This is a genomic window from Actinomyces lilanjuaniae, from assembly GCF_003606385.1.
Lineage (GTDB): Bacteria > Actinomycetota > Actinomycetes > Actinomycetales > Actinomycetaceae > Actinomyces > Actinomyces lilanjuaniae.
The window spans coordinates 1,236,338-1,249,232 of record NZ_CP032514.1 but is presented as its reverse complement, the minus strand read 5'-3'; the positions used below and the strand labels follow the sequence as shown (position 1 = coordinate 1,249,232).

At 70.0% G+C, this 12,895-nt stretch carries 12 protein-coding genes and 1 pseudogene; all 13 read right to left on the bottom strand.

The features are described 5' to 3' along the window. Window positions 1-101 precede the first annotated feature (101 nt). Window positions 102-956, bottom strand: coding sequence for an amino acid ABC transporter permease (locus D5R93_RS05340; RefSeq protein WP_120204202.1), 855 nt, complete (start codon window positions 954-956; stop codon window positions 102-104). Further along, a complete protein-coding gene (locus D5R93_RS05335) occupies window positions 953-1,606 on the bottom strand; it encodes an amino acid ABC transporter permease (protein ID WP_120204201.1) in 654 nt (217 codons plus the stop codon). Before D5R93_RS05335 ends, D5R93_RS05340 begins: the two co-directional genes overlap by 4 nt. 91 nt (window positions 1,607-1,697) lie before the next feature. Continuing rightward, a complete protein-coding gene (locus D5R93_RS05330; RefSeq protein WP_120204199.1) occupies window positions 1,698-2,786 on the bottom strand; it encodes a glutamate ABC transporter substrate-binding protein in 1,089 nt (362 codons plus the stop codon). A gap of 161 nt (window positions 2,787-2,947) precedes the next feature. Beyond that, a complete protein-coding gene (locus D5R93_RS05325) occupies window positions 2,948-3,673 on the bottom strand; it encodes an amino acid ABC transporter ATP-binding protein (protein ID WP_120205827.1) in 726 nt (241 codons plus the stop codon). Window positions 3,674-4,178: 505 nt separating this feature from the next. Then, window positions 4,179-5,231, bottom strand: coding sequence for a DUF418 domain-containing protein (locus D5R93_RS05320; RefSeq protein WP_243106969.1), 1,053 nt, complete (start codon window positions 5,229-5,231; stop codon window positions 4,179-4,181). A gap of 145 nt (window positions 5,232-5,376) precedes the next feature. After that, window positions 5,377-6,062, bottom strand: a pseudogene (locus D5R93_RS14970) (response regulator). Window positions 6,063-6,256: 194 nt separating this feature from the next. Then, window positions 6,257-7,624 (bottom strand): sensor histidine kinase, encoded by a 1,368-nt coding sequence (locus D5R93_RS05310; protein ID WP_120204194.1) that lies wholly within the window; start codon window positions 7,622-7,624, stop codon window positions 6,257-6,259. A gap of 19 nt (window positions 7,625-7,643) precedes the next feature. Further along, complete coding sequence (locus D5R93_RS05305; protein ID WP_396027250.1) at window positions 7,644-8,474, bottom strand: TrmH family RNA methyltransferase; 831 nt, start codon at window positions 8,472-8,474, stop codon at window positions 7,644-7,646. A 282-nt stretch (window positions 8,475-8,756) separates the two neighbouring features. Then, window positions 8,757-9,137, bottom strand: coding sequence for a 50S ribosomal protein L20 (gene rplT / locus D5R93_RS05300; protein ID WP_119837204.1), 381 nt, complete (start codon window positions 9,135-9,137; stop codon window positions 8,757-8,759). Window positions 9,138-9,165: 28 nt separating this feature from the next. Then, the gene (gene rpmI / locus D5R93_RS05295; RefSeq protein ID WP_119837205.1) at window positions 9,166-9,360 is read right to left on the bottom strand and encodes a 50S ribosomal protein L35; all 195 of its coding nucleotides are present in this window, start codon (window positions 9,358-9,360) and stop codon (window positions 9,166-9,168) included. 196 nt (window positions 9,361-9,556) lie between these two features. Next, window positions 9,557-10,186: a translation initiation factor IF-3 gene (infC, locus tag D5R93_RS05290; protein ID WP_119837206.1), complete on the bottom strand. Its 630-nt coding sequence runs from the start codon at window positions 10,184-10,186 to the stop codon at window positions 9,557-9,559. Between the two features lie 262 nt (window positions 10,187-10,448). Continuing rightward, window positions 10,449-12,074, bottom strand: coding sequence for a DUF6297 family protein (locus D5R93_RS05285; protein ID WP_162933842.1), 1,626 nt, complete (start codon window positions 12,072-12,074; stop codon window positions 10,449-10,451). Next, on the bottom strand, window positions 12,074-12,871 hold the full coding sequence (locus tag D5R93_RS05280) for an ABC transporter ATP-binding protein (protein WP_243106968.1): 798 nt from the start codon (window positions 12,869-12,871) through the stop codon (window positions 12,074-12,076). The genes D5R93_RS05285 and D5R93_RS05280 overlap by 1 nt, the downstream gene beginning before the upstream one ends. Between the last annotated feature and the right edge of the window lie 24 nt (window positions 12,872-12,895).

The following is a 12,895-nucleotide window of genomic DNA, read 5'->3' as shown; positions in this document are numbered from 1 at the left end:
CCTGCTGGACCAGCTGCCATGACGAAGCCACCCCGCCTGTAGTGACACACACCTGCGTCGTAGCCGCGCTCGCTACGAGACGATGCCTGTAGGGCGGGAGCTCAGCGGGTACGCGCCTCCACACGCCGCGCCAGCGCACCCAGCGCCCAGTTGACGAGCACGTAGACCACCGCGATGATGACGTAGGCGGGCAGGTACACGTCGAGGTGGGCACTGACCCGCGCGGAGGACACCAGCAGGCGCCCCGCGTACATGAGCTCGGCGTAGGCCACCACGTAGCCCAGCGAGGAGTCCTTGAGGATCGTCACCAGCTGGGTGACCAGGGTCGGCAGCATCAGGCGCAGCGCCTGAGGGGCCAGCACCAGGCGCATGGTCTGGCCCCGGCTCAGCCCCAGCGCCAAGGCCGCCTCGCTCTGCCCCCGGTCCAGGGCGGCCACCCCGGAGCGGAACACCTCCGCTGTGGTCGCCGAGGAGCACATGATGACGGGGACGGTCAGCATCCACAACGGTGACAGCGTCAGCCCCCAGCGCGGCACCGCCAGCAGGAAGAAGTAGATAAGCAGCAGCATGGGGACGGCGCGCATGGCGTCGATCCAGGTGCCGACCACCAGGCGCACCACCGTGGAGCGGCTCATGCGCGCCCAGCCCAGGCCGATCCCCAGGGGGAAGGACAAGGCGGCACCCACAACGGTGACGAGCAGGGTGTCAGCCAGTGCGCGGCCGAGATAGCTGACGACCGACTGCCCCAGGAAGTAGCGCCACCTGGGATAGGCCAGCTGGCCTGCCTGGTCGAGCTGCACCAGGGCGGCTGCCGCCAGCGCCACGAGGACCAGGGTGACGGCTACTGAGCCGATGAGAATGCGACGCCGTCCCCTGGGGCCGGGAGCATCGAAGAGCAGGTCGGCGTCAGTGGTACCACGCGGGCGAGAAGAGGTGCGTGCAGTCAGAAGACTCATGAACGGGCCTCCCCTCCGGTGACGCGGCGCTCCAGCACGGCTCCGAGCCTGGTGGCAAGGAAGGCGATAGCCAGGTAGGTCAGGCCCGAGGTGAGGAAGGTGATCACCGCCTGCGCGTAGCGCAGGTTGAGCTGCTGGGTGACGTTGGTCAGCTCGGGCACACCGATGGCGGCAGCCAGCGAGGAGCCGATGAGGCAGGAGATGAAGATGTTGACCAGTGGCTGGATGGTGCGCGCCAGCGCCTGGGGTAGCACCACGGTGGTGATGATCAGCCTGAAGGGCATCCCCAGGGCTCGGGCCGCCTCGACCTGCCCCTTGGGCACAGAGTTGATACCGGAGCGCACCGTCTCGCACACGAAGCCAGAAGCGGAGAAGACAATGGCTGTGACAGCTGCCGCAAACAGGGACAGCGGCACCCCGGCACGCGGGGCGGCGAAGGCCGCCAGGATCATCAGGCACAGGGTCGGGATGTTGCAGGCCACCGTCACCCAGGCGGCGCCCAGGACCCGCAGCGGCGGGATCGGGCTGACGCGAAAGACCGCGATGAGCGTACCGACCACCAGCGCAAGCGTGAAGCCGAGCATGGCGATCACAAGGGTCGTGGCCAGACCCTGGCCGATCACGCCAAGATTGTCGGTGATGACGGTCACGAGCACCTCCTCCGGACGGCCGGGTGCGGGCCACGGGGCCCGGCCACCCGGCACGTGTGGACTGGGGACAGGTCAGGCGGGCTGCCCCGGGTCAGTCTGTGGCCTCCGACGTCGCAGCGTCGCTGGCCTCCGACGTCGCGGTATCTGAGGTGCCAGAGGCATCAGCCGACGCGGTGGGTGAGGCCTCGGCCGCCTGTGAGCCGGGGACGGAGCCGATGGCAGGGGGCTGTGGAGCGTCACCGCCCATGACGGCGCCGATGGTGGCCGCCCAGATAGCGTCCCAGGTGCCGTCCTCGTAGATGGTCTCCAGGAAGGTGTTGACGAACTCCTGGGCGTCGGAGTCCTTGGGCAGCCCGATGCCGTAAGGGTCCTCGGTGAAGGGCTCGCCCACGATCGTGACGGCGTCGTTGGACTGCATCACACTGAGCTGGAGGGACTGGTCGACGACGTAGGCGTCCACCTGGCCTGCCTCGAGGGCGGCCACGCAGTCGCCGTTCTCCTGGAACGGCACCTGCTCCGCCTGCGGGGCGGCCTCGTCCAGAGCGGGGCCGGAGGAGGAGTTGGACTGGACGGCCACCCTCACGCCAGCCAGGTCGTCGACGCCGTTGATGCCGGTCTCCTCGGCACGCACCATGACGGACTGGCCGGAGGAGTAGTAAGGGCCGGCAAAGGCGATCTTCTCAGCGCGCTCGGGGGTGATGGTGTAGGTGGCAAGGACGGCGTCCACCTGCCCGTTCTCGATCATGGTCTCGCGGGTGTCAGAGGTGACCTGGGTTACCTCCAGGAGGGAGCGGGCGTCGTCCCCGCCGATGATGTAGCGGGCCAGGGCCTGTGCGAAGGCGGCGTCGAAGCCGGAGACCTCACCAGTGGTCGCGTCCTCCAGGGAGAAGACCTCGGAGGTCTTGGTGCCCCCGGTCCTGAGCACCCCGGCCTCACGGATGGCCGACGCCCATGAGGAGGCTGCCACCACGTCGTCAGCGGCCACCGGACCGGAGTTGATGACGGTGTCGTAGTCGGCACCACCGGAGCCCGAGGCGTCAACGGCCTGGCCGTCGGCACCGGTGTCGGCGCAGGCCGCCAGCACGGCCGCCAGCGAGACGGCACCGCTGGCACCCAGGAGGCGACGGCGGGTCAGGCCAGTCGGGACGGTCAGGGCGGGGCGGGCGTGCTGGGCAGTCATGTCAGGAGACCTTTCGCAGGGGCTGGTTTCATAGGGGCTGGCGGCGGCTGCCGGGGCGGCTGCGCGTTGCTCAGAGGTCGGTCGGAGGTCGGTGGGAGTCGCGGGAGGAGATCAGTGGAAGGGGTCAGCAGCAGGACGTCAGCAGGTCTCGGGGGGTCGGGTCAGTGGCTCAGGACAGTGGACAGGAAGGCACGCGCCCGCTCGGTACGCGGGGAGGAGAAGAAGCTGGCGGGCTCGGCCTCCTCGACCACCTGCCCCGCGTCCATGAAGACGACGCGGTCGGCGACGCTGCGGGCGAAGCCCATCTCGTGGGTGACCACGAGCATGGTCATGCCGGAGGTGGCCAGGTCCTGGATGACGTCAAGGACCTCGGTGATCATCTCGGGGTCCAGGGCGCTGGTGGGCTCGTCAAAGAGCATGACCTTGGGATCCATGGCCAGCGCGCGGGCAATGGCTACGCGCTGCTGCTGGCCTCCGGAGAGCTGGGCGGGCCGCTTGGCAGCCTGGTCGGCCAGCCCTACCCGTTCCAGGAGCTCGCGGGCACGTTGCTGCGCATGAGGGACCGGCACCTTGCGCACGCGCGTGGGGGCGAGCGTGATGTTGTCCAGCACCGAGCGGTGCGGGAAGAGGTTGAAGGCCTGGAAGACCATGCCGACGTCGGCACGCAGGCGGGCCAGCTCCCTTCCCTCCTCCGGAAGGGGCACACCGTCGATGACGACGCTGCCTGCTGAGACGGTCTCAAGACGGTTGACCGTGCGGCACAGGGTGGACTTTCCCGACCCGGAGGCACCAATGACCGCGACCACCTCGCCACGGTGGATGTCCAGGCTGACGTCGTCAAGCGCCTTGAAGTCCCCGTAGTACTTGGTGACGTGGCTGATACGCACCAGGGGGTCCTGGGGCTGGCCAGGTGGTGGGGAGGCAGCGGCGCCGGACGGGGAGGAGCTGTGGGCAGGGTGTGGAGCAGGGGACACGAGGCACCTCGTCTTGGTCTGGGGACGGTCTCAGGGCAGGTGGGCGGAAGCGGTTACGTCAGTGACAGCAACAGCAGCACATCCGCCTGAGCACGTCTCCTCCTCCGTCATACGCGTACCCCGTCGGCCGTACCGGGTCCTTGACCCATCCGGTTCCCACGGGCCGTCCGGGGCACATTAGCACCCCAGCCGCCCCTCATCCAGGAGATCTGCCCGAGAGAGACCGTTGGGACGATCATCACAGGTCGATATCGCAGAGCGGTCGAGCTGCGAGTCACGTACCCGGCTGGCCACCAGCCAGCCGCCGTCATCGGCGTGACACCCAGCCAGTTCATCTCCGCCAGGGCGAAGCGTTTCCCCCTGGTCTTCCTCAGGCCCTTCGCCTACTCGCTGGCGCGTGGAAGCGGTCAGGCCTCCCCTACCGGCGGAGCAGGGGCTCGACCCGCCACCAGGTCAGGCAGCGCCACATCCACTCAAGAGGGCCGTAACGGAAGCGGGACAGCCACGCCCGCGCCAGGAGGGACTGGGCGAGGAGCACGACCAGGGCCGTCCACAGCAGAGGCACGACGTCGCGGCTCTCGGTCCAGTGCGCCACCACGCCTATGGGTGCCACGACGAGGCTGGCTCCCACGTAGCAGCTGAGGCTGGTGCGGCCCAACGGCTCCAGGAGGGCTGCCAGCGGCCTGCGCAGGGAGGTCGAGCAGGCCAGGACCACCAGGCACACGTAGAGCACAGCCATGATCCCGCCGGCGATTCCTCCGGCTGTGCCAAAACGGGGATCACCACCGGGCTCGTGGACCTGGGCAAGGACGGCAGGCACCGTCAGGAGCGCTACCACCACGGTGGCTGCCAGCAGACGACGGTCAGGCCGCTCCAGGTAGGCAGGCAGCCCGTAGGCCGCAGCCGCCGCGCCGAGAAGAAACAGGCCAGGGACATTGAGGACACCTGAGCCGGCTACCGCATAGCTGACCGCCGTAGCCACCACCCCCAGCAGCGCCAGGAGGCGGCGGGGAAGCAGCAGCACCAGAACCAGCACCATGAGCCCGACGATCGCGTAGGCTCTGAGGACCTCCCCGGGGTAGACCAGCGAGTGTGCCAGAGCAATGACCAGCAGCACTCCCAGGCGCCGGGCCAGGACCCGCCCGGGTGAGGAGCCGCGTCGACGGGCAGAGTCCGCGACAAAGGTCATGCTCATACCAAACATGAAGGCAAAGATCGGCACAAAACGGGTGGACACTAGGTAGTGCAGCGCCGTCTGCGCGGCAGAGGGCTCCTGTCCCACCACGGCGGGCAGGTCCCAGCCGAGCTCCACAATGTCCCCTATGTTGACCAGGAGGATGCCGCACAGGGCGAAGCCCCGCAGGATGTCCAGGACCTGGTAGCGGCGGGCGGGACGGTGCCGTCCCGCGTCCTCGGCGGTCTCTAAGGGTGACAGAGAACCTGGCGCTGGCGATGAATAGGTTGGGGTCACGGTCATGACGCTAGCGCCCGCCTGGACGGAGATCCAGAGCTTTTCCCGTCATTCCAACCCTGAGCTGACACTGTCGAACCAGGTTCCACCCGGGGCTGGACTGGGTGTGGCACCAGCTCTCCTCCCCACGGGTCAGGGCTGAGGCTCAGTCCTCGTCTCCGGGGCGGACCAGGCCTGTCTCATAGGCCAGGACAACCAGGCCGACACGGTCTCGTACCGCGAGCTTGCGCAGAATCCGGTTGATGTGGGTCTTGACAGTCGACTCGGCCACCACGAGCCGCTCGGCGATCTCCCGGTTGCTCAGCGCCCGGCCCACCAGGGCGAGGACCTCCCGCTCCCGTGCGCTCAGGGCTGCCAGCCGCCCATCCTGGCGGGTGGGTGTGCCCGTGGGAGGTGCCTGCGCCCCAGCGCTGGGACCGGGTAGCCCCCGGGGGCGAGCGCAGACGGAGGCGCCGGAGGCGGCCTGGCCTGCGACCCACCGGCTGAGCAGGCGCCGCGTCGCGGAGGGCGCTACGACGGAGTCACCGCGGGCCACCGCCCGCACCCCGGCTATGAGCTCGGGGCACTGACGTCCTTGAGGAGAAACCCTGACGCACCGTGGCACAGCGCCTCGACCACGTAGTCGTCGAGGTCGAAAGTGGTCAGGACCAGCACGCGTACCTGGGCATCTCTGCGGGCGAGGACCCGGGTGGCCTCGATCCCGTCCATGAGGGGCATGCGTACGTCCATGAGGATGACGTCCGGGTGCAGCGCCTGGGCCGCGACAAGCGCCTGCTGCCCGTCAGCAGCCTCGCCCACGACCACCATGTCCTTCTGGGCGTCCAGGATCATCCGGAAGCCAGCCCGCACCAGGTCCTGGTCGTCGGCAAGAAGCACGCGCACCGGCCGCGGCGCAGGCCCCGGCCCCGGTAACCCTGCTCCAGTCGCTGCGGCCGGTGGTAATGACGTCACGGCATCGCTCCGTTCTCAGACTGCCCGCGCCAGGTGTACCACTGTGATACCACCGTGACGAGCACTGCGCCACCTTACGGCCTTACGGCTCCGCCGGGCCGCCCGATCCGCCTCCACCTAAGGAAGGGGAACCTGCACCCGGAGGACCACGCCTCCACCAGGCAGCGGCTCCGCCTGCAGCCGACCTCCAGCAGCCTCCACCCTGTGGCCCAGGCTACGCAGCCCCGTCCCCCTGCCGTACCGCTGAGCCGCTCTGCCAGGGTGGTGCTGCCCGAGTCGTTCGGGACGGCCAGGGGTGCCGGGGCGTCGTTGGTGACCGTGAGGGTCAGGCTGTCCGGAGCATGAACCAGCGCCACATCAATACGGCTCACCGCGGGCACGTGCCTGACAGCGTTGGTAATTCCCTCCTGCGCCGTCCGGTAGAGGGCAGTCTGGGCGCCCAGGTCCACCGGCCCGTGGCTGCCAGGCTCGCCCTGGACCGTGAGGTGGACGGGGACGCCCGAGCGGTTGGCTTCATGCACCAGTGCGGGCAGGGCGTCCAGGCCCGGCGCCGGGTAGAGGGACGCTGCCCCGTCATGGTCTGCACCGGCTGCCAGTGCGTGGGTCAGGGAGCGGGTCTCCTCTAACGCCTTGCGCGTGGTAGTCAGGACGGTCTCCAGCACACCTCGGGCCTGGTCCAGCCGCTGCTGATCGGTCAGGTCGACCTCCTCCTGCGGAGCTGTCACCAGGTAGTGCCCGGCCTCGGCCTGGACAGCAACCAGGGCCAGGGCGTGGCCGACGACGTCGTGGACGTCCTGGGCCGTGCGGGTGCGCACAGCGGCGACCTGGGCGAGGAGACGCTGCTCCTCCTCAGCCTGTCGCGCCCGCTGTGCTGCGGCACGCGCCTGGACAGCATCGCGCCTGAGGGCCAGCAGACGGCCTGCGCCCCACGCAAGCAGCCCGCCCCCCAGGACGAAGAGCACAACGGAACGAAAGTCGTTACGGTAGAGGGAGTCGGCTACCACGCCCTGTTCGTCCTGGTTCCATCTCAGTGCCGCCAGGAACGCGCCCAGGACCAGTGCCACCGCCCACAGGGGGCGTAGGGTCGCACGACCCTGCGCCCCTACGCGGAACAGGGCAAGCAGGACGAGGACGTCTGCTGTCAGGGCGAAGTCAAGGAGCGCCAGCTGGAGCGCCCCTGCCGCCAGGACCACTGTACCAACCGCGTCAGCGTCCAGGCGTCGCCACCACAGGACACCACCTAGGACACACACTACGGCGACCACCGGCCACTGCCCCGTCTCCTCCCAGGCCGAGGTGGCTGAGAGCAGCACCAGCACCAGCACCGCTGCGGTCCACGGGAGAGACCCCGTCCCGTGAGGCCGACGACGCAGGACGTCACCGACAGCGCTGGTACTACCGACACTGCCGACCGGGGCACCGGGCCCGGTCGTTCCAGTCATCCCAGGACCTCAGCCTGCCTCAGGACCTCAGCGCCTGGGCGCTGGCGTAGAGGCACACGGCAGCGGCAGCGGCGACGTTGAGAGACTCGGCCCTGCCGTAGACCGGAACCGACACGGAGGCGTCAGCCTGCTCCAGAACCTGCGGTCCCAGCCCCTGGGCCTCGTTGCCCAGCACCCAGGCTGCGGGGGCCGACAGCAGGTCCGTGGCGTCAAACAGGTCCAGCTCCCCGCCCCGGTCAGCGGCCAGGACGGCCAGTCCCGCCCCGCGCAGGGCGCTGACAGTGTCGTCAAGAGCCACCCCGGTCACCACGGGAAGGTGGAACAGGCTCCCCGCGGTGGAGCGCACCACCTTGGGCGAGGTCGCCTCGACGCAGCCACGCACCAGCACCACCGCGTCTGCCCCGGCGGCGTCAGCCACACGGATCATCGTGCCGGCATTGCCCGGGTCCTGGATCTCGACCAGCACCGCGACCAGGCGTGCGTCCTTGACAGCCGAGGCCAGGGCCTCACTGCCCGTGGCCTCCTCCATGGCAGCCACTGCGAGGACGCCCTGGGCGTCCGGGCTCATCGCCTCCATGACCCTCTCACTGGTGAGGTGGCGGTACAGCCCGGCCTCCTCGGCTGCCACCCAGATCTCAGGGTGGCGCTCAAGCGCTCGCTCCGTCATGTATAGGTCAAGGACCCGGTCAGGGGCGTAGGCAACAGCCTCCCGGACCCCCTGGGGACCCTCGACCAGGAACCTGTGGTGCCTGGCGCGGGCGGTGCGTCGCACCAGTCCGGCGACGCGCGCCACCCTGGTCGAGCCTGGGTTCACAAGGACCTCGTGCCCGGCCGCGACCCCCTCCGTCATGGTACGTCGCCGCGGCCCGCGAACGGGAAGGTCCTGCGGGCCGCCCGCACCACCGGGGGCATCGTCATCCCCCAGCAGGAGGTCGTCGAGGTCGGCAGAGGTGCTCCTGGGGCTCATGGCGGTCAAGCCTACGGGAGGCCGGGCTGCGGCGCGGCACCGAGAGTCGGCGTCAGCCAGTGGCCCGCCGCCCACCACCCCCGGCAGACGATGGTGCCGCCCCCGCTACTGCGGAGGGCGGCACCATCGTGCTCCCATAGGCCGCATCACCGGCCTGCGGCCGAGTCAGGCCCGGGGAGCGTTGACATCGCTGGGCAGGGCGGCGCGGGCGGTACCCACCAGGGCCTTGAAGGCAGCAGGCTCGTTGACCGCCAGCTCAGCCAGCATCCGGCGGTCGACCTCGACACCAGCCAGGCCCAGCCCCTGGATGAACCGGTTGTAGGTCAGGCCCTCGGCGCGGGCAGCAGCGTTGATGCGCTGGATCCACAGACGCCGGAAGTCACCCTTGCGGGCACGGCGGTCACGAAAGGCGTACACGCCGGAGTGGGTGACCTGCTCCTTGGCCTTGCGGTAGAGGCGGGAGCGCTGGCCCCGGTACCCCGAGGCCTGCTCAAGAACAGTACGACGCTTCTTGTGGGCGTTGACCGCCCGCTTGACACGTGCCATGAGAAAAACTCCTTACGTGGTGGGGCGGTCAGCGACCGAGCAGCCTCTTGACCTGGCGGACGTCAGCCGGGGCGACCGGCTGGTCCTTGGACAGCTTGCGCTTGCGACGGGAGGACTTGACCTCCAGCAGGTGACGCTTGTTCGCCTGCTCGTGCATTAGCCTGCCGCTGCCGGTGACCCGGAAGCGCTTCTTGGCACCAGAGTGCGTCTTGTTCTTCGGCATGGATGTTTTCCTCTTGTCTGCCCCTCCGGCCACAGGACCTGGGGACTGCGGGCCCTCTCACAGGGTGTGAGGGGGCGGTTCTGGATGTGTACAGGACACGGGGTCTTCGGCATCGTCCCAGACTCACCCGGCCTACCGTGCCCAGGGGGAGCACCCCTGCCAGGCAGCGCCAGGACGCCTGCGCAGGCAGCCGGTGTCACAAGTGCTGGGGTGCCTGCTGCGAGTGCGCCTCCTCGTTCCTGCCTGCGTGCTTCTCAGCACGGCGGGCAGCACGAGCCTCCTCGCGGCGACGTCGCTGGTCCGACTTGACGTCCGCCTTCTTCCGGGTCGGAGCCAGGACCATCACCATGTTGCGACCGTCCTGGCGGGGGTGGGACTCGACAGTCCCCAGCTCGGCCATCTCCTCGGCTAGGCCCTGGAGGAGGCGGATCCCCAGCTCAGGGCGCGACTGCTCGCGACCACGGAAGCGCACAATGCACTTGACCTTGTCCCCACCCTTGAGGAAGCGCTCGACGTGGCCTCTCTTGGTGGCGTAGTCGTGCTCGTCGATCTTGGGACGAAACTGGATCTCCTTGAGCTGGGTGTTGGCCTGGTTGCGCCTAGCGTCACGCGCCTTCATGGCTGACTCGTACTTGTACTTGCCGTAGTCCATGAGCTTGCACACCGGCGGGCGCGCGTTGGGGGCGACCTCGACGAGGTCGAGGTCGGCCTCCTCGGCAAGACGCAGGGCATCCTCGACACGCACGACACCTACCTGCTCGCCGCTGGGGCCGACCAGGCGCACTTCTGGAACACGAATCCGTTCGTTGACACGGGGCTCGCTGATGACAGTACCTCACTCTTAGAGTCACGGACGACCTCAGGAACAGGAAAAGGCCCCCGTTCCCTGTCACGCAGGTCGGAGGCCTCCACAGAGCGCGGCAGCCCGGGCGGCCAAGGCCACCGAACTACCACGAAGGGTACACCCTTGCATGAACCCGGACCCTGACAGGGACCAAGGTGGGATCTCTCCACTTGCGCGCCGGGGCTGGCCCCGGTCGGTCAGGCTGACATCGTAGCAGGAACGGCCACCGCCGCCAACACCCCACCTAGCGTCGCAGGCCGGTGACCAGGCCCCACCACACCACCAGGGCGCTCGCCCCCGCCTGCGCCGCCACGAGCAGGTAGGACGGCTGCCAGCCACCAGCCAGCAGGGCTGTCGGCAGACCTGCGAGCACGACGGCGTCCCCGCCAGCAACCACCGCCTGGACCGCTCCTGGAGGAAGCGACCCTATGGGCGAGGTGATCAGCCCGGCAGTCCAGTCCGGCATAGGTCGCAGCCCCGAGCGCAGCGCTGCGCCCGCCCACCCCGCACCTGCCAGCACCACGACAGGCAGCCACATCGCCCAGCCCACACTGCCCGCGACCACCACCGGGACCAGGGCCGCAGCCGACCACGGCACCATCGCCGCCACCGGGACCAGGAGGTGGGCCGCCCGCACCAGGATCGGGCTTGTCGGCCAGGAGGCGTCGGGCACGCCGTCAAACCACGCCCACCGGGCGGGCTCAGCAACGGCGTGCGTGGCCACCCAGGCTGCGCACAGGAACGCCACCACCCGCACCAGCGGGTCAGTCCCTGAATCAGCCTGGGCCAGGAGCGCGCCCCCGAGCCCCGCGAGCAGCTGGAGGCCCCGACGGGGCTGGCGCCCTAGCAGGAGCAGGTCCGCCTGTACCGTGCACGGCACGGGACGCAGCCCTGCAGGCAGCCGCCTGCTCCACCACGCCGCTAGGGCCAGTCGGCTGGAGCGGCGCGGGGATGCCACCGGGGGACTCAGAATCCGGCCCAGCGCCCTGGTGTCCAGGGACAGCAGCGAGACCTGGGCTCCAAGGGAGCGCGCCACCACAGCCAGAAGATCCGCGTCACGCAGGTCACCGAGCCGCGGACGCACCCACATCCTCCAGGTGGACCAGGCCACCCCGGCCGCCGCAGCCGCCAGGTAGCCAGGACCCACCACGCCAGCCGCGCCTGCCGGCAGAGGACGGAACAGCCCGGTCGCCAGCGCCCCGGCCGCCGCAGCCGTCAGCACCGCCCGCACCGGCCACACCGGGGCAGCACGGCACTGGGCCAGCAGCAGGCCGGTCATGAGTGCCCACCCTGTGGTGGCAGCAAGCACCGCCCAGGCCAGCCCCGCCAGCCAGCCAGAACCGACAAGCAGCGCGAGGACCAGCCCGCACACCGCTGCGAGTCCTGCCGCACCGGCCATCTCGGCGCGCGCCACAGGAAGCAGGAGACCGTCACGACGCCCCGGGAGACGAAGCCACCACACGGCTTCCCAGGGACGCAGGAACATCGGGCCGACCCGGCTCAGGGGAGTAACGGCAAGACCAAGCAGCACCAGCAGGAGGGCAGCGGCCACCCACCCCGGGTCTAGCCCGAGCCACGGCGACGCGGCTTCGCCCGCCCCGGCACCTGCTCCGACAGGGTCCCTGCGCACTGAGGAGGTCGGGGAGGCGAGGTGGGGCAGCAGCAGCGTCACCAGGACCGCGAGGTACAGCAGGCCTGAGTAGATCCTGCTCACCAGGGCGGGCCAGGACGTGCGGGCACGCCTGGACGAGGAGACCCGGTACCTGGTCCACCGGCGCACCTGCGCTAGGTCAGGAGGGTGAGGAGCCGGGCCACCAGGGACGCCGCCCGTGGGGCGAGCGACCGGACCGCTGCCTGTCGGCCCGGCCATCACAGTCCCTCCTTCATGGCGCTGAGTCCCTCCTCCACGCTGAGCACGCACGTGTGCGCCCCGACAAGAAGTACCTGGGTGGCGGCGGCCGCCACAAGGGCGGGGTCGTGGGAGGCCAGCAGTACCGCCCTGCCCTCCTGGGCCTCCTGGACCAGACGCTGTGCCAGGAGGCGGCGCATGACGTGGTCCAGGCGCTGCTCCGGCTCGTCCAGGACCAGGAGACGACGCGGGCGCGCCAGGACCGAGGCCAGGGCCAGGCGTCGTCGCTGTCCCGAGGACAGCCGATCGGGCAGGCTGTCCGCCTGCCCGATCAGGTCCAGGTCCGTTAGCAGGGAGTCCACCACCGTGTCCGCGTCGAGGACCCCGTGCCCGTAGCAGACCAGCCCCAGGTGCTCGGCGACAGTCAGCGAGGGGAAGAAGGAGTCCTCACCCAGGTCCCAGGCCACGGCCGCCCGCTGGGCGGCAGAGCGTGGGTCCGGGATCCTCCCTAGCAGCCGCACCTCTCCCTCCACAGGTGGCAGCAGGCCGCAGCAGGTACGCACCAGCGTGGACTTCCCCGCGCCGTTGACGCCCACGAGGGCGAGGACCTGGCCGGGCCTGAGGGTCAGGGACGCCGGGGCACACACCGCGACGCCCCCGTAGCCGACGCTAAGGCCCCGGGCGCTCACCAGGACCTGGCCGACGGCCCCGTCGGGCTCCCACGCACCAGCCCCCACGTGCCCGGCGCGGACTGGATGCCCGTGCTGGCCCCCGTGCGCGACACCTTCCCCGCGCGCGGGTCCACGGCGCCAGGTCACGGCCGCACCGCCATCATGACCGTC